Here is a 16,597-nt window from a genome sequence, read left to right as displayed (position 1 = left end):
GTGTTACACGATAAATTAGCTGTGGATTGCATTCGATGTCACGACAATGTAAATGGTTGTCATGACATTAACTATCCACAAAGACGCGGATCGGGTGCTCCATTGGCACGATCGCGTATCGCAGGCGCTGCAGAGCGATCTCGAACGGCGGTTTGGGGCGTTCGGCGTGACACCCTCGCAATTCCGTCTGCTCGCGGCGCTGGCGCGACATGATGCGGACACGGTTCGCGGCATCGCCGCCGCTTTGCGGCTCGATGGCGCCGCAGTCACCCGGCTCGCCGATCGCCTTCAGGCGAAAGGGCTGGTGGCACGCGAGCCCGACCCCACCGATGGGCGCTCAGTCCGGCTGTCGCTCACTGAAGCGGGTGCCGATCTGGTGCCACTACTCGACGCCGAGGCCAGCGCGCACGAACGTGCCTGGTTCGGATCGCTCAGCTTCGCCGAGCTGCGCCAGTACAAGCTCACTCTCGCCAAGTTGCTCCAGCGCGCCGGTGAGGGCCCCGATGAGGTCTGGCTGCGGCGAGAGCTTTACTAGACGTGCTATCGCGTCAGCGCGTCGATCGCGGCCATGTAGCGCCGCCCGACGGGAACGGTGTTGCCGCAGGCGAGATGGATCAGCGCTCGGCCGGCCGCATCTCGGCAGATCTCGCGTACATTGCGCATGTTGATGATCGTCTGGCGATGGACCCGCACGAACCCCATCGGCGCGAGGCGCTCGGCAAGCTCGCTCAAGGTGGCGCGGATGAGATGGGCGCGGCCCTGGGCGACGATCTCACTGTAATTCCCCGCTGAGCGGATCAGCACGACATCGTCTGCGCGCACGCGCAACAGCGGCGCCTCGGGGAAATCGAGCCATTCGCCACTGCTCGGGACGGTGGCCGGTTCGGACGGCAGTGGCGGCGCGTAGGATTGGCGTGGCGCGCGATCGGCCAGATGCCGTTCCCAGGCAAGCAGCACCAGCAGCACTGTCGTTCCCAGGACAGCTGCTCGCGGCAGGAAGGTGTAGAGCGGCGGGATCGACAGGATCTGGTTCGGGCATCCAGGATCCGGGCACAGCACGGCTGTAAGCTGAGTCGAGAAGAGGTCGGCGATCATCACTGGCACGAAGGCCAGCGCAACCAGCGGCAACCGCGCCTGCGACGGAGCCAATACCGACCCCAGCATCAAGTCACGCAGCCGGTCGCGGAACGCCCAGCCGAGCGTCATCATGCCGCCCCAGATGAGCGTATTGAGCAACCCGGCCTCGGTCGGCGTCACGGTTGAAGGCCGATCGAACGAGCTCTCGCCGCCGCGCATGCCGTAACCCAGCAGGAACGCCAGCGCCGCCAGCACGGCCGCGCCGCCGCCAGAAAGCCGAAAGTCCAGAATCGAATCGCGGGGCCGTGTCGCCATGGCCGGACGATAGCTCACGTACGCGCGCGCGCGAATGTCCGTTCGTCACGCCCGCGTGACGTTCGTCCCAAGCCCCTCCCGAACGCGCCGTTGGTGGGCGCATCCGGTCGCCGACAGGGGCGAAGGAAAGGGACTATCGACGATGCGTTTCTCCATCTGTTGCCTATCGCTGCTCGCCGCCCCGGCCGCTCATGCCCAGACGCTGACGACGCCCCGGACGGTGCCTCAATCGGCACCGCCGCCACAGGGGCGGGACGTGGTCCGCGCCGCCGACGATGCCTTTGGTCGGCGGATCGGGGTCGAGGATGTGGGGCTGTACAGCGAGGGAGAGGTGCGCGGCTTCGACCTGCAGAGTGCCGGCAATTACCGCATCGAGGATCATTATTTCGTCCGCGCGGCGGGGCTCATCCAGCCGCTGACGGAAGGTACCGCGATCCGCGTAGGCGCAAATGGATTACGCACCGATTTCGCCGCCCCTTCGGGCGTGGTGCAATATGACCTGCCTGATGCAGCGCCCGGTTTGCACGCGACGATCGAGAGCGGCTGGTGGGCGGGCACAGGCCCCGTCACCCTCGCCCGTTTCGCCGCAGGGACGCAGGACGGCAATCTCAGTATCGCCGGCGGTGTCCATCTCGCTCCGAAACAGGATTACACCGATGGCACCGGCGGTGATTTCTTCGCGGTCGGGGCCATCCCGCGCTGGTCGCCCCTGCCCGGCGTCCGCCTGACCGCGCTTGCCGGCCATACCTGGTACGAGCGTGGGGCGGACACCGTGTTCGCGACCGTCGGCGGCGTAGCGCCGCCGCGCGTGAAGCGCGATGTCGAGCGTTCGCAGAAATGGATGGAGCCGCGCGACGAGACCAATGTCGCGGGCCTGATCGCCGATGTCGATGCCGGCCGGGGCTGGACACTCGGCGCCTCCGCCTTCGTCTCCGAGATCATCAAGGAGCGCGGCGTGTTCAACCTGATCCGCTTTCCCGGGGGCGGCGCGCCGGCCGAGGAAAGCGGCCTGTTGTTCCGCGACGAGCGAGTCCGCTCTTTTTCCGCCGAGGTGGTCGCAACGAAGAGCTTCTCGACCGGCAACCTCGACCACCGGCTGATCGCCATGGCGCGGCGACGCGACAGCATGACGCGCAGCGACCCCGGTGCGCCACTGGCACTCGGCCAGTTCCCCGATGTCGATGCGCCGCCCGCAATCCCGAAACCGGCCGTCAGCTTCGACCCGCGCCGCACCCGTGACGATGTCGGCCAATGGGCGGGCGGCCTGGGCTATCGCCTCTCGATCGGCAGCGCGGTGGAGGTGCGCGGCGACGTGCAACGCGCCGAATATACCAAGCAGGTACGGGCGCTTGACGGACAGACGACCCGCGAGACGACGCGCCCCTGGCTCTACAGCGGCTCGGTCACCGGCGCCCTCACCCGCCAGCTCACCGCCTTTGCCAGCTACGCACGGGGGCTTGAGGAAGCGGGCGTGGCGCCCGGCAATGCACTCAACCGCGGGGCGGTGCTGCCCGCGGCGATGTCTCGCCAGGCCGAACTCGGCGTGAAATACGCCATTCCCGGCGGCCCCTCGCTGATCGCCGGCCTGTTCGCCATTTCCAAGCCGATGCCCGGCCTGAACGCGAACGGCGTCTATGAATTCGTCGGCGAGGTGCGCCATCGCGGGGCGGAGCTGTCGGTCGCCGGGCCGATCACGTCGCGCCTCAGCGCCGTCCTGGGCGCCACCTTTCTCGACGCGCAGATCAGCGGCGAGCTGGTCGATGCCGGCGTGATCGGGTCGCATCCTATCGGTCGGCCCGAACGGATCGCGCTCGCCAACCTCACCTGGCGCGTACCGGGCGTTGAAGGCCTCACCATCGATGGTGGGGTCAATTATCGGGGAGCGCGCTTCGCCAACCGCCAGAACAGCGCGACCCTGCCCGGCTATGCGATCGCCCAGGCCGGCCTGAGGGAGCGCTTTACGATCGAGGGCAAGCCGGTGACGCTCCGGGCGCGCGTAACCAACCTGTTCAACCGCTTCGTGTGGAATGCCAACAGCGCCGGTCTCTTCACCGTCAACAGCCCCCGCGCCTTCACCTTGACGCTGACCGGAGAGATTTGAGGGCCAGGCCAAATTGTCGGACAAATTACGCCGAAATGTCAGTGACCCTACTGACATTTCCAACACCGCGTCAGCGATTCAAACCGTTCGTTCGAGCGGGTAGATCGGGCGTCGGGGTAAATCCCGACGCTCTTTCTCATGCTAAAGCAGCTTCTCGATATCGCTCTCGATGTCCTCGGGCTTGGTCGTGGGTGCATAGCGCGAGACCGTCTTGCCGGCGCGGTCGACCAGGAACTTGGTGAAATTCCACTTGATCGACGTCGATCCCATCAGCCCGGGTGCGTCCTTCTTCAGCCGCTCGAACAGCGGATCGGCGTTCGATCCGTTGACGTCGATCTTGGCGAAGACCGGGAAGGTCACGTCATAGGTCAGCGTGCAGAAATTGGCGATCTCGGCCGCGTCGCCCGGCTCCTGCGCACCGAACTGGTTGCACGGAAAACCCAGCACTTCGAACCCGCGATCCTTGTATTTGCGGTGCAGTGCCTCAAGCCCCTCATATTGCGGGGTGAAGCCGCATTTCGATGCGGTGTTGACGATCAGCAGCACCTGCCCCGCATAGGCCGAAAGATCGGCTGGGGTGCCATCGGCTGCCTTCACGCTCATCTCGGTAATCGCGCTCATCGCTGCCTCTCCTCGTGACGCGCCATCAGGTAATCCAGATTGGAGCGGACGCCCGGCCATTCGCCGGCGATGATCGAATAGACCATGGTATCGCGGACATGGCCATCCGGCATGATCTTGTGACCACGCAGCACCCCGTCGAGCTTTGCGCCCAGCCGCTCGATCGCCCGCCTGGAGGCGTGGTTATGCCACCCGGTGCGGATCTGGACGCATTGGACGCCCATCGTCTCGAAAGCATAGGCAAGCAGCATCCGTTTCGCCTCGGTGTTGAGCCCGGTGCGCTGTACGCTCTTCGCATAGAGCGTCCCGCCGATCTCGACCCTTTTGTCCGACTCGCTCATCCGCATGAAGCGCGTCGTGCCCGACAGCCTGCCATCGGCGGCAATTACCGCGAATGGGATCACGCGCGCCGCATCGCGCTCCGCGAACAGCTTGGCAAACCAGGTGTCGACTGTCTCCGGCGTCGGAACGAAGGTGTAGAACAAAGACGCCAGGTCGCCGTCCGCCATCGCCTCGAGCAGCGCGTCGCGATCATCCAGTGTCAGCGGGCGGAGCGTGACATGCTTGCCGATCAGGGTCGGCGCATCGCGCCAGACATTCATGCGAGCCTGCCCTCGTGCAACCTCACCACCCGATCCATCTTCAACGCCATCCGCTCGTTATGAGTCGCGACCAGCGCCGCCGATCCCTCGCCGCGGACGAGGCGGAGGAACTCGGCGAGCACCACATCGGCGGTCGCCTCGTCGAGATTGCCGGTCGGTTCGTCAGCCAGCACCAGCGCCGGCTTGTTGGCCAGCGCCCGGGCGACCGCGACACGCTGCTGCTCGCCGCCGGAAAGCTGGCTCGGCCGGTGAGTCAGCCGGTGGCCAAGGCCAAGCGAGGTCAGCAGCGACTTGGCCCGCTCGTCCGCCTCGGCGCGGGTCCGGTCACGGATCAGCTGGGGCAGCACGACATTCTCGGTCGCGTTGAAGTCGGGCAGCAAGTGATGGAACTGGTAGACGAAACCCAGATAGTCGCGGCGCACCATCGTGCGGCCATGCGCATCGAGCTTCGCCGCTTCCTCGTCCGCGATGCGAATCGATCCGCTGAACCCGCCTTCGAGCAGCCCGACCGCCTGAAGCAGGGTGGACTTGCCCGATCCCGAAGGACCGAGCAGCGCGACGATCTCGCCTTTCTCCACCGTCAGGTCGACGCCGCGCAGCACCTCGATCGTCTCGCCGCCCTGGGTGAAGCTGCGGGTCAGGCCGGTCACGGCCAGTACGGGCTTATTCATAACGCAGCACCTGCACGGGATCGGTGCTCGCCGCCTTGAAGGCGGGGTAGAGCGTGGCGAGGAAGGTCAGCAGGAACGCGATCAACACGATCGCTATCATCTCGACCGGATCCGTCTTGGACGGCAGGAGCGTCAAATAGCGGATATTGGGATCCCACAGATTCTGCCCGCTGACCCACTGGACGAAATCGACCACGTTCTGGCGAAAGACCAGGAAAGTGAAGCCAAGCACGAGCCCGGCCAGGATGCCGAGCGACCCGATTGTCGTGCCGACCGTCATGAAGATCTTGATCATGCTCTTCCGGGTTGCGCCCATGGTGCGCAGGATCGCGATGTCGCGCGTCTTCGCTCGCACCAGCATGATAAGCGACGAGGCGATGTTGAACGCTGCGACCAGGATGATGATGCACAACACGCAGAACATCACCACGCGCTCGATCGCGAGCGCCTCGAACAATTGCGCGTTCATCGTCCGCCAGTCGGCGAGCACCGCCCTGCCCGCGACCTTGTCGGCCAGCGGCGCCAGGATCGTCCCGACCTGATCGGCATTGACCGTCTGCACCTCGATCATGCCGACGGAGTCGCCCATCATCAGCAAGGTCTGGGCGTCCTGCATCGGCATGACGACATAGGCCTTGTCGTAGTCATAGACGCCGATCTCGAAGATCGCGCCGACAGTGTAGGAAACGATGCGCGGCACTGTGCCGAACGGCGTGGTCTGCCCCTGCGGACTGATCAGCGAGATCTCGCTGCCGACCTGCGCGCCCAGTGCCTCGGCCAGCCGCGACCCTATGGCGATCTGATTGCTGCCGTCGGTGAGGCTGGCGAGCGAACCCATCACGACCTTGGAGCTGATGATCGGGTTATGGCGGATGTCCTCCACCCGCATGCCGCGCACCAGCACTGCCTCGACCCGGCCGTTATAGCTGGTCATCAGCGGCTGCTCGATCAGCGGAGTCGCGCTGGTCACGCCCGGAGTCGCCTGGGCGATCTTCACGACATTGCGCCAGTCGGGGAGCTGGCCCCCAATGCCCTGCACCACCGCGTGGCCGTTCAGCCCGACGATCTTGTCGAACAGCTCGGCACGGAAGCCATTCATCACGCTCATCACGATGACGAGCGCGGCGACGCCGAGCATCACTGCGCCAAGGCTGAAGCCGGCGACGAGCAGGATGAACGCCTCGCCCTTGCCCGGCAGCAGATAACGCCGGGCGATCATGCGTTCGTAGCGCGACAGGATCATGATGTTGGGAACAACCCGCCCGATGGTGATGGTCCGATCGCTCTAAGGCCGGTGTGCATTGCTGGCAACTGAACGCGCGTGTTGCGCAATCGCCACAGGGTCGCCGTAATCCGTTCGGAGGTGCCACATTCCCGGTGACAATCGGCGGGTCCGCTCCTAGCAATCACCTCACTGAGACACAGGCAACGGCCGTGGTTCGGGGAATGCTTTCAGCGCCGCCCTCAAGGGCCTGGTAGCGGAAGCGGGACAAGGGGGCTGACGAGCAGTCGTCACGCAGGCGCCCGGGCTGGAAACAGCCCGGGCGTTTGTATTTGGGGATAGCCCCGCTTCGCCAGAAGTTTGCCGGTAGCTGCGACCCCAGCTCGCGCCGGGGTCGCTCTCGATCCTCAGAAAGACTTGCTGATGGTGCCGCCAAAGGTGCGCGGATCACCTGGCTGGCCGACGATCAGGCCAGTGCTGCCCGACTGAGCGCTCAGCAGTTCGAAATAATCCTTGGCGAAGGCGTTGCGGACCCAGGCGTAGACGTTGAGGTCGTCATGCCGGTAGCCGAGACGGAAGTTCGACAGCGAATAGCCGGCAACGTCCATATAGGCCGAGCGCGACGGGTTCGACGAGAATTTCGAGCGATAGCTGCCGTCATAACCGAGATAGACCTGACCGTCGCCGACCGGCACATTATATTCGCCGCCGAAGGAGAAGGCCCATTTCGACACGCCGGGCAGGATCTGGCCCGAAATGTCGCAAAAGGCGGGGCTCAGGCCACCAGGCGTACCCGGCGCGCTCGGCGTCTGCGCGCTCGTGGCCGTGGTGCCGCCCGAAAGCTCCGGCGGGCACGGCGCGTCGCGGAATTTGGCATATTTCGCGTCGGTGAAGGCGCCGTTGACATAGACATTAAAGCGCTCGCTCGGGCGGAACGACGAGTCGAACTCGACGCCGCGCACCCGCACCTTTTCCGCATTGGCGAGATAGCCTCGAATCACGCCGAGCTGGCCGTTGGTAACGGTCGCCTGATAGTCATGAATCTCGGTCCAGAAGCCGGCAAGGTTAAAGGTCACCTTGCGGTCGAAGAACTGGGTCTTCAACCCCACTTCGAAGTGATCGACCTTCTCCGGCTTGACCGTCTGGACGGCCAGGATCGGATTGTTGGCCGCATCGAGCGGCAGGCCCGACAGGTTGATGCCGCCCGACTTGAAGCTGCGCGCATAGGTCGCATAACTGTGCACGTCCCGCGTGAAATCATAGGACAGGGTCACGTCGCCGGAGACGTTCCAGGCGCTGAAATGCGGCGCATAGCTTTGCGGTGCCAGCACACCGCGCTGATCCGAGTTGAGCACCGTGCTGCCCGAGCCCGTGGTCACCACCGCGATATAAGAACCGCTCTTCTTGTCGTAGTTGACGCGAAGGCCGGGCTGGATGTGGAAACCCGAAAATGCCTCCCAGTTCAGCTTGCCGAACACCGCGAAGCTGGTGTTGTCGAAGTCGATCGTATTGCTGCTGGTCAGTCCGTTGAGGATCGCCGGGTTGCACGCGTTGGCCGTCAGGCTGGAGCAGCCGTTGGCCAGGAAGGGCGGATTGCCGGGATTGAGCAGCCAGCGGCTCGCCGCCGGTCCCTGCACCTGAAGGCCATCGGTGTGGATCTTCTGATTAAAGAAGAAGGCGCCCAGCGTGTACTGGAGGCGATTCTTGCCATTCGAAGCGATGCGGAACTCCTGCGTCACCTGAGTCTGGTGCGAGGGGTTCGCGGACACGGTAGTGATCGGCAGGCCAATAAAGTCGCGGTCGTTCGCCGGCTTCCAGTCCCAGTAGCGCCACGCGCTGACCGAGGTGATCGTCGCTGGCCCGATATCCCAGTTCCCGACCAGAGAAACGCCGCCCATCTCCTGCTTGGAGTTCAGATCGGCATCAAGATCGGTGACGCGGTCGAACGGGTTGGTGCTCGGCGGCACATAGTTGAAGGCAGCGGCGAGCGCCGCATATTGGCGCGCCACCGGGCGCTGCGTCGCGCCGACGCGCGCATAATATTGCACGCAGCAAAGCGGGTTCTGGACGTTGAAGTCACCCGCCAGCGTGAAATCCAGATTGGGGTTCGCACGCCACAGCAATTGTCCGCGCGTACTGAAATTGTCCTGCCGGTGGAGATCCTCGCCGGTCCGGACATTTTCGATGGTCCCGCCGCGGCTGGTGCGCGAGACCGACACCCGCACCGCAAGCTTGTCTGCGGCGATCGGCGCCGATGCGGATGCCTTGATCTGCAGGAAATCATAATTGCCGCCGGTTACCTCGAAACGAGCCTCGGGCGTGAAGCTGGGCGGCCGCGTGGTGACGTTGATCGCGCCGGCGGTCGTGTTCTTGCCGTAGAGCGTGCCCTGCGGGCCGCGCAGGGTTTCCACGCGCGCGACATCGACGAAATCGAACGTCGCGGCGCCCGCCCGCCCGACATAAACGCCGTCGAGATAGAAACCGACGCCCTGTTCGATGCCGTCATTGGTCAGACCGAACGGAGCGCCCAGGCCGCGGATGTTGATCGCCGAGTTGCGCGGGTTGCTCGAGACGAACTGAAGCGCCGGCTGGAGCTGCTGAAGTCGGTTGACGTTGAACGAGCCGGTTGCGGCAATATCGCTGCCGCTGATCACCGATAGGGCAAGCGGCACTTCCTGCGCCCGCTCCTCGCGCCGCCGGGCGGTCACGACCACATCGCCGCTGACTTCCGGAGCAGGCGCAGGATCGGCCCGTCCCCCAGCTGCGGCCGCATCCTGGACGTCGGGAGCGTCAGCGGCGGCGGCCGGAACCGGCTCGGGCGCGACGACCTGGGTTGAGAGCGCGGTCTGGGCAAGCAACAGCATGGGCAGAGTAGCGAGCATTGGTGTCCCCTTTTTCGCTCGTTAGTCGAGTCGCGACTATAATTCCCATCTAATTGCTATGGTTTCACCATCGTAAGAACTTGGCGAACGCAAAGCTGAGCTTTCACCCACGCAAATCCGCCATTTCACCTCTTGAACGAGCGCCAGAACGCCCCAGATTTGCGGTGCGCGGCGCCATTTGGGCCGCGTGAAAACCGGGTGTCGCGCCGTTGCGGGCACCCATGACGACCATCTCGCTTCGAATGAGGAGACCAACATGCGTCAGTTCGATTTGACCCCCTATCGCCGCTCCACGATCGGCTTCGACCGCCTGTTCGACATGCTCGAAACCAGCGCGCGCCAGTCGGCCGCGGACAATTATCCCCCCTTCAACCTCGAAAAACTCTCGGACGACCGCTACCGGATCACGCTTGCCGTGGCTGGCTTCAGCCGCGACGAGATCGAGATCGTCGCGCAGCAGAATCTGCTCCAGGTGAAGGGCAACAAGGCCGAGAAAGAAGGCGGCGCCATCGCCTTCCTGCATCTCGGCATCGCCAATCGCAGCTTCGAGCGCCGCTTCGAACTCGCCGATTTCGTCCGAGTCGACGATGCGCGGCTCAATGACGGGCTGCTGACGATCGAGCTCGTCCGCGAAGTGCCCGAGGCCATGAAGCCGAAGACGATCGCGATCAGGACGGGCGCACCGCTCGCCGCGATCGACGGCGGCAAGGATAGCGAGGCGGCGTAACCCCGACGCCACGCGCGCGGAAGAGGCGCCCGGGCCAAGTGTGCCTCGGGCGCCTCTTTTTTGTCCAAAACGGGAACCGTTGATTCAGATCAACGTTCTTGACGCATAGAAGGTCTGTTCGACCCGGGGGAATCCGATGAGAGCGCGTACCGACTCTGCAAAATCGCCGGCCGATCCGGCCCTGTTGGCGGTCACTGGATCCGACGAGATGCTTGCCGAAAAGCCCGATATCGAAATGCTGCTTGGCAATGCGGACCGCTGCCGTCGGCTCGCCCTGGCGGTCGGCGACCGCCATACGGTCGAAACGCTCATCGCGATGGCCAGGGAATATGAAGCCCAGGCCGACCGGGCGGAGACGTCTCACTAAGAAAGGCGGGCCGCGCGCCACTGGCGCTGCGGCCCATCCTCGCGTTGCCTCAGTGGTTGGCGAGACCGACCTGCTTCAGATTGTTCGAACTCTGCATCCGCGCTGCGGCGGCCTCATCGCCTTCGGGCTGCGCATCGAGGCGCTTGTCGTCCCCGGCCTTGCGACCATAGAGCGTGGCCTTTGCAGTACTGGTCGGCTCGGCCGCGGCCCGGATATCCGGCTGCCCCGCCCCGTCGAACACCTTGACCTTGCCGGCGGCAGCGTCAGGCGCCGGCGGTTCGGCCTCGGCGCGCGACCGGATCAGCGCGGGAATGGCGATGGCGGTCTGTGGCTGGCGGTCGGCGTCCCTCAGGTCCGACGGACCGGGATGCCGCTGCGCGGTGGCGGGTACCGCGGTGAGCATCAGCGTCGCGGCAAGCGCGGCGGAAATCGTGACGAGCTTCGACATGATGAATCCTCGATGGGCCGCGGCGCCTTCATGGCGGGCGGGATGCGGTCCTCTAGCGAGGGTCGAGGTGCAGCGTCAGGTGCAGCGGCGCACGCAACCCGTTGCACGACGGTTGCATGGACGCGGCCTGTTCTAGACGAGCCGGGACTGACGTACCGCCGCTTCGATGAAGCTCGCGAACAGCGGATGCGGATCGAACGGCTTCGACTTCAGCTCCGGATGGAACTGCACGCCGACGAACCAGGGGTGGTCCGGCCGCTCGACGATTTCCGGCAGCATGCCGTCGGGCGACATGCCCGAAAAGACCAGTCCGCCCTTTTCCAGCGCATCGCGATAGCCGGTATTGACCTCATAACGATGCCGATGCCGCTCCGAGATATCGGTGCCGCCATAGATGGAGGCGACCACGCTGTTGCCGTCGAGCTTCGCATCATAGGCGCCGAGGCGCATCGTACCGCCCAGGTCTCCGCCCTCTTCACGCTTCTCGATGCCGGCTTCGGTCATCCACTCCGTGATCATGCCGACCACCGGCTCGGCGGTCGGGCCGAATTCGGTCGAGCTGGCATGTTTGATGCCCGCCAGATCACGCGCACCCTCGATGCACGCCATCTGCATGCCGAAGCAGATGCCGAAATAGGGAATTTCCCGCTCGCGCGCGAAGCGCACGCTGGCGATCTTGCCCTCCGCGCCGCGCTCACCGAACGCGCCGGGCACCAGGATCGCATGCAGCGGCTCGAGCTTCGCCGCGACATCGCTGTCCGCGGCCTCGAACAGCTCGGCATCGATCCACTCGATGTTGACCTTGACTCGATTGGCGATGCCGCCATGCACCAGCGCCTCGTTGAGCGACTTGTACGCGTCCTGCAGGCCGACATATTTGCCGACCACGCCGACCGTGACCTCGCCTTCCGGATTGGTCAGGCGATCGACGATATCGGCCCAGCGCGACAGATCGGGCGCGTCACCCGGCTCGATGTCGAAGGCCCGGAGCACTTCGGCATCCAGACCTTCTGCATGATATTGCATCGGCACCGCATAGATGCTCTTCGCGTCGAGCGCGGGGATCACCGCTTCCTTGCGCACATTGCAGAACAGGGCAATCTTCGCGCGATCGCTCGCCGGAAGCGGCTGTTCGCAGCGGCAGACCAGCACGTCGGGCTGAACGCCGAGCGCGGCAAGCTCGCGGACCGAATGCTGGGTCGGCTTGGTCTTCAGCTCGCCAGCCGCCGCGATGTACGGCACCAGGGTTACGTGGATGCTGACCGACTGGCCCCGGCCGAGATCGTTGCGAAGCTGTCGGATCGCTTCGATGAAGGGCAGCGATTCGATGTCGCCGACGGTGCCGCCGATCTCGCACAGCACGAAATCGAGATCGTCTGTCTCGGCCTGCGCGAATTCCTTGATCGCGTCGGTGACGTGCGGGATCACCTGGACGGTCGCGCCCAGATAGTCGCCGCGACGCTCACGCGTGATGATCTGCTGATAGATGCGGCCCGAGGTGACATTGTCCGATTGGCGCGACGCGACCCCGGTGAAGCGCTCATAATGGCCGAGATCGAGATCGGTCTCGGCCCCGTCGTCGGTCACATAGACTTCGCCATGCTGGTACGGCGACATCGTTCCGGGATCGACGTTCAGATAGGGGTCGAACTTGCGGATACGCACGCGATAGCCGCGCGCCTGAAGGAGAGCCGCAAGGCTCGCCGCCATCAAACCCTTGCCGAGCGAGGAGACCACGCCGCCGGTGATAAAGATAAACCGCGCCATGGGAGAAAAGGCCTAGCGTCATCAGGGGGCGCGCGACAAGCGCGCGACTCCAATATCGTTGCAAAAAAGTGGCGAGGGGTAGTTCGCGCTTACTGCGCGAGCGGAACCGCGCTGTTACCGGCGGGGGCAGCCGGCGCGCCGGGCGCCGGGGCGGTCGTCGGCTGAGGGGCCGGCGGCGCCAGCTGGCCGGTTGCCGGCGGCGTCCGTGCCAGGCTGGGGTCGATCTTGGCCGTGTTGTGGCCCGCAGCCGCGATCACCGCGAGAATGATGGCGAGACCGACGAACAAGGTCGCGAGGACCGAGGTGGCGCGCGTCAGGAAATCCGCCGCGCCGCGTGCCGACATCAGGCCGGAGGGGCTGCCGCCCATGCCAAGCCCGCCGCCTTCCGAGCGCTGCATCAGGATCACGGTCACCAGGCTGGCGGCGATGATCGCATGGAGGACGAGAAGGAACTTGAACATGAAAAGGCGCAACCTGTGGCTTGGGAAGGCGGGCACATAGGCGAGCCGGGGCTTCCGATCAACCGCCACGGGGCACGCTGTACCGGACATTTCGCTTCCGCACTGAAACCAGCAGCGATTATGAACGTTATGTGTCCGGTGCCCCAACGTGCGGGGCCTGGGCAAAATGTGGAATTTTTTCGTGGCCACACTACCTGATCGATCGCTTGGCGGCTGGATGCGGACGCTGGTGGATTATGTGCGGTCGGGCGAGCCCGATCTGACCAATCGGCAGATGGCGCTGTTGTTGGTGGTATATCTTAATCCAGGGCCGCATACTGTCCGCGGGCTCGCCCGTGTGCTGAACGTTTCAAAGCCTGTTGTGACGCGCGCCTTGAACAGGCTCGGTTCGCTCGGCTATCTGCGCCGACAGCGCGACGAAACCGACAAGCGCAACATATTCGTCGCGCGCACGTCTGAAGGGGCAGAATTTCTTGAAGAGTTTGGCCAGTTTATCGACGACGCCGAGCAGCCGGTCGCCAGGCGGGCCTCCGCGTAGGAGCTTCGCGCTCCTCGGCCCGTCCGTCGTCCTGGATCCGTTGCACGACGCCGTACGGCGCGACGTGGCGGACATTCGTCTCGCAGATCGCGTGTTCGCGCCCCATTATGCTGCCCCCATGCCGCGTCGAATTGCCGTTCAGGCGTCGCTGCTGGCGACCGGTGCCGATGAGTCGGCGGTCCTTGAGATGCTGCGTCCGGGCGAGATTTTCGAGGTCCTGGATCTCGCCGGCGGCAAGGCATGGGGAATCGCCGTTGCCCACACTCTGGTCGGCTATATCGACGCAGCCGCGCTGGAACCGGCCCAATGACGGCCAGGGTCTTCATCGATGGCGCCGCCGGCACGACCGGCCTGGAAATTGGCGAGCGGCTGAGCGGTCGTGACGATATCGAGCTGCTGAGCCTGAGCGAATCGCGCCGCAAGGATGCGAAAGCGCGGGCAAAGCTGCTCAACGATGCCGATTTCGTCATCCTGTGCCTGCCCGACGACGCCGCACGCGAAGCGGTTACGCTGATCGAGAACGACCATACACGCGTGATCGACGCCTCGACCGCCCACCGCACCGGCGATGGCTGGACCTATGGCTTCCCCGAGCTCGAACCCGGCCAGATGGCCGCGATCGCCGAGGCAAAGCGCGTCTCCAACCCCGGCTGCTATCCGACCGGCTTCCTCGCGCTTGTCCGGCCGCTCATCCGCGCCGGGCTGATCCCGGTGGATTGGCCGCTCACCGTCAATGCCGTGTCCGGCTATTCGGGCGGCGGAAAATCGATGATCGCCGAGTTCGAGGGCCCCAATCCGCCCCCTGCCGCCCGCCCCTATGCGCTTGGCCTCGCACACAAGCATGTGCCCGAAATGCAAAAGCATGCGCGCGTCGAGCATCCGCCGATCTTCATGCCGTCGGTCGTGAACACCTATCGCGGCATGATCGTCGAGGTGCCCCTGCCCCTCCACATGTTCGTGCGGCGCCCGACTCCCGTCGCGCTCGAGACGACATTGCGCGAGGCGTACAAGGATTCGTCGATCGTCAGGGTGGCAGACGCCGATGTCGATACGGTCGCGATCGAGGACGATGCCGGCACCGACCGGCTGACCCTGCGCGTTTTCGGCAATGCCGAAACCGGTCAGGCGCGCCTGGTCGCGACGCTCGATAATCTCGGCAAGGGCGCCGCCGGCGCCGCAGTCCAGAACCTGAACATCATGGCAGGATTCGATCCCGTCGCCGGATTGACGCTTTAATCCTGGGGACTGACTGCGTATTGGCCTTGGCCCGGCGCACCCGCGTCTGTTAGTCGCACGGGCGACATCGCCATCCAGGAGATATTATGCGCGATCCGGTGGGCAAGCTGCTGCTGTTCGGCGCGACGGGAGACCTCGCGCAACGCATGTTGCTGCCGTCGCTTTACGGGCTGCATGCCGACGGGCTGTTGCCTGAAGGACTGACGATCACCGGCACGGCACGGTCCGAGCATGACGATGCGAGCTATCGCAAGTTCGCCAGGCATGCGCTTGACGAGTTCCTGCCCGAGGATCGCAAGGACGAGAAGGCGGTCAAGAGCTTCCTTGATCGCGTCGGCTATCAGGCGCTCGACGCCTCCTCGATCGAAGGTTTTCCGGCGCTAGCCAAGAAGGTCGGCGACGTCTCGGGCGGGCTCGCCATCTTCCTGTCGACCGCACCCTTCCTGTTCGAGCCGACGATCAAGGGCCTCGAATCCGCCGGCCTGGCCGGTCCGAAGACCCGCATCGGCCTTGAAAAGCCACTCGGTTATGATCTCGCCTCGAGCAAGGAGATCAACGACGCGGTCGCTTTTGCCTTCCCCGAGGACCGCACCTTCCGGATCGATCACTATCTGGGCAAGGAAACCGTCCAGAACATTCTGGCGCTGCGGTTCGGCAACAGCTTCTTCGAGCCGGTCTGGAATGCGCAGGGCATCGACAACGTCCAGATCACGGTCGCCGAGACGGTCGGGCTGGAAGATCGCGCCGGCTATTACGATACGGCGGGAGCACTGCGCGACATGGTCGCCAACCATATCCTGCAGCTGGTTGCCCTGATCGCCATGGAGCCCCCTGCCCGCTTCGACGGCACCGCCATCCGCGACGAGAAGGCCAAAGTGTTCCGCTCGCTCCGCAAGATGAAACCCGAGGATGTGCCGCACGTCACCGTCACCGGCCAATATACCAAGGGTGCGGTCAACGGCGAGATCGTGAAGGGCTATATCGAGGAGCTGGGCAAGCCGTCGACAACCGAGACCTTCGTGGCGATCAAGGCGCATGTCGACAATTGGCGCTGGCAGGGCGTGCCCTTCTATCTGCGGACCGGCAAGCGCATGCCGAATCGTCATTCGGAGATCGCGATCCAGTTCAAGGCGGTGCCGCATTCGATGTTCGCGAGCCGCGGCGGTTTGCTCCAGCCCAACATGCTGATCATCCGCCTGCAGCCCGAGGAATATGTCCAGCTGCTGGTCATGGCGAAGGAGCCCGGCCTCGACCGTGACGGCATCCGCCTGCGCGAGGTGCCGCTGAACCTCAGCCTCGACGCCGAATTCGCCGGCACCCGCCGCCGCATTGCCTATGAGCGGCTGCTGCTCGACCTGATTGAGGGCGACCCCACATTGTTCGTCCGTCGCGACGAGGTCGAGGCGCAATGGGAATGGATCGACGCGATCCGCGCGGGTTGGGTGGCGAACGACGTGAAGCCCAAAAGCTACGGTTCGGGCACCTGGGGCCCGTCGGCAGCGATAGCGCTGACCGAGCGCGACGGGGTGACCTGGCAGGACGATTGATACGCGAAGCGGCGG

At 64.8% G+C, this 16,597-nt stretch carries 17 protein-coding genes; 8 read left to right on the top strand and 9 right to left on the bottom strand.

Annotation, left to right across the window (positions count from 1 at the left end; translation table 11 throughout):
• Positions 1-61: 61 nt before the first annotated feature.
• The gene (locus WC729_RS14025; protein WP_372853762.1) at positions 62-535 is read left to right on the top strand and encodes a MarR family winged helix-turn-helix transcriptional regulator; all 474 of its coding nucleotides are present in this window, start codon (positions 62-64) and stop codon (positions 533-535) included.
• Between the two features lie 5 nt (positions 536-540).
• Here WC729_RS14025 and WC729_RS14020 read toward each other — a convergent pair whose 3' ends face one another.
• Positions 541-1,392, bottom strand: coding sequence for a LytTR family DNA-binding domain-containing protein (locus tag WC729_RS14020; protein WP_372853760.1), 852 nt, complete (start codon positions 1,390-1,392; stop codon positions 541-543).
• A 142-nt stretch (positions 1,393-1,534) separates the two neighbouring features.
• On the opposite strand from WC729_RS14020, the gene WC729_RS14015 reads away from it, so the two are divergent.
• Complete coding sequence (locus WC729_RS14015) at positions 1,535-3,493, top strand: TonB-dependent receptor (protein ID WP_372853758.1); 1,959 nt, start codon at positions 1,535-1,537, stop codon at positions 3,491-3,493.
• Between the two features lie 141 nt (positions 3,494-3,634).
• On the opposite strand, the gene WC729_RS14010 is transcribed toward WC729_RS14015, so the two are convergent.
• From WC729_RS14010 to WC729_RS13990, 5 genes are all read right to left on the bottom strand, one after another.
• On the bottom strand, positions 3,635-4,114 hold the full coding sequence (locus WC729_RS14010; protein ID WP_372853755.1) for a glutathione peroxidase: 480 nt from the start codon (positions 4,112-4,114) through the stop codon (positions 3,635-3,637).
• Entirely contained in the window at positions 4,111-4,716 is a 606-nt protein-coding gene (locus WC729_RS14005; RefSeq protein WP_372853753.1) for a GNAT family N-acetyltransferase, read from the bottom strand. The genes WC729_RS14010 and WC729_RS14005 overlap by 4 nt, the downstream gene beginning before the upstream one ends.
• Complete coding sequence (locus WC729_RS14000) at positions 4,713-5,387, bottom strand: ABC transporter ATP-binding protein (protein WP_372853750.1); 675 nt, start codon at positions 5,385-5,387, stop codon at positions 4,713-4,715. Before WC729_RS14000 ends, WC729_RS14005 begins: the two co-directional genes overlap by 4 nt.
• Positions 5,380-6,630: a lipoprotein-releasing ABC transporter permease subunit gene (locus tag WC729_RS13995; RefSeq protein ID WP_372853748.1), complete on the bottom strand. Its 1,251-nt coding sequence runs from the start codon at positions 6,628-6,630 to the stop codon at positions 5,380-5,382. Before WC729_RS13995 ends, WC729_RS14000 begins: the two co-directional genes overlap by 8 nt.
• A gap of 386 nt (positions 6,631-7,016) precedes the next feature.
• The gene (locus WC729_RS13990; protein ID WP_372853746.1) at positions 7,017-9,491 is read right to left on the bottom strand and encodes a TonB-dependent receptor; all 2,475 of its coding nucleotides are present in this window, start codon (positions 9,489-9,491) and stop codon (positions 7,017-7,019) included.
• A 256-nt stretch (positions 9,492-9,747) separates the two neighbouring features.
• Between WC729_RS13990 and WC729_RS13985 the strand changes: the two genes are divergently transcribed.
• Both WC729_RS13985 and WC729_RS13980 read left to right on the top strand, forming a co-directional pair.
• Complete coding sequence (locus tag WC729_RS13985) at positions 9,748-10,218, top strand: Hsp20 family protein (protein WP_372853744.1); 471 nt, start codon at positions 9,748-9,750, stop codon at positions 10,216-10,218.
• Between the two features lie 136 nt (positions 10,219-10,354).
• Positions 10,355-10,585: a hypothetical protein gene (locus WC729_RS13980; protein ID WP_372853742.1), complete on the top strand. Its 231-nt coding sequence runs from the start codon at positions 10,355-10,357 to the stop codon at positions 10,583-10,585.
• A 49-nt stretch (positions 10,586-10,634) separates the two neighbouring features.
• On the opposite strand, the gene WC729_RS13975 is transcribed toward WC729_RS13980, so the two are convergent.
• From WC729_RS13975 to secG, 3 genes are all read right to left on the bottom strand, one after another.
• A complete protein-coding gene (locus WC729_RS13975) occupies positions 10,635-11,033 on the bottom strand; it encodes a hypothetical protein (protein ID WP_372853740.1) in 399 nt (132 codons plus the stop codon).
• Positions 11,034-11,165: 132 nt separating this feature from the next.
• The gene (locus tag WC729_RS13970; protein WP_372853738.1) at positions 11,166-12,800 is read right to left on the bottom strand and encodes a CTP synthase; all 1,635 of its coding nucleotides are present in this window, start codon (positions 12,798-12,800) and stop codon (positions 11,166-11,168) included.
• An 89-nt stretch (positions 12,801-12,889) separates the two neighbouring features.
• Entirely contained in the window at positions 12,890-13,261 is a 372-nt protein-coding gene (secG, locus tag WC729_RS13965) for a preprotein translocase subunit SecG (RefSeq protein WP_372853736.1), read from the bottom strand.
• A 217-nt stretch (positions 13,262-13,478) separates the two neighbouring features.
• Here secG and WC729_RS13960 point away from each other — a divergent pair, with 217 nt between their 5' ends.
• The 4 genes from WC729_RS13960 to zwf all read left to right on the top strand — a co-directional run bounded on the left by WC729_RS13960 (position 13,479) and on the right by zwf (position 16,582).
• Complete coding sequence (locus WC729_RS13960) at positions 13,479-13,799, top strand: MarR family transcriptional regulator (RefSeq protein WP_372853734.1); 321 nt, start codon at positions 13,479-13,481, stop codon at positions 13,797-13,799.
• A gap of 40 nt (positions 13,800-13,839) precedes the next feature.
• Positions 13,840-14,109, top strand: coding sequence for an SH3 domain-containing protein (locus tag WC729_RS13955; RefSeq protein WP_372853732.1), 270 nt, complete (start codon positions 13,840-13,842; stop codon positions 14,107-14,109).
• A complete protein-coding gene (argC, locus tag WC729_RS13950) occupies positions 14,106-15,035 on the top strand; it encodes an N-acetyl-gamma-glutamyl-phosphate reductase (RefSeq protein ID WP_372853730.1) in 930 nt (309 codons plus the stop codon). Before WC729_RS13955 ends, argC begins: the two co-directional genes overlap by 4 nt.
• An 86-nt stretch (positions 15,036-15,121) precedes the next feature.
• The gene (gene zwf / locus WC729_RS13945; protein ID WP_372853728.1) at positions 15,122-16,582 is read left to right on the top strand and encodes a glucose-6-phosphate dehydrogenase; all 1,461 of its coding nucleotides are present in this window, start codon (positions 15,122-15,124) and stop codon (positions 16,580-16,582) included.
• Positions 16,583-16,597: the final 15 nt, after the last annotated feature.

The organism is Sphingomonas sp. (genome assembly GCF_041661825.1).
GTDB lineage: Bacteria > Pseudomonadota > Alphaproteobacteria > Sphingomonadales > Sphingomonadaceae > Sphingomonas.
Note: the sequence above shows the minus strand (reverse complement) of the source record. Positions and strands in the feature narration are given on the sequence as shown.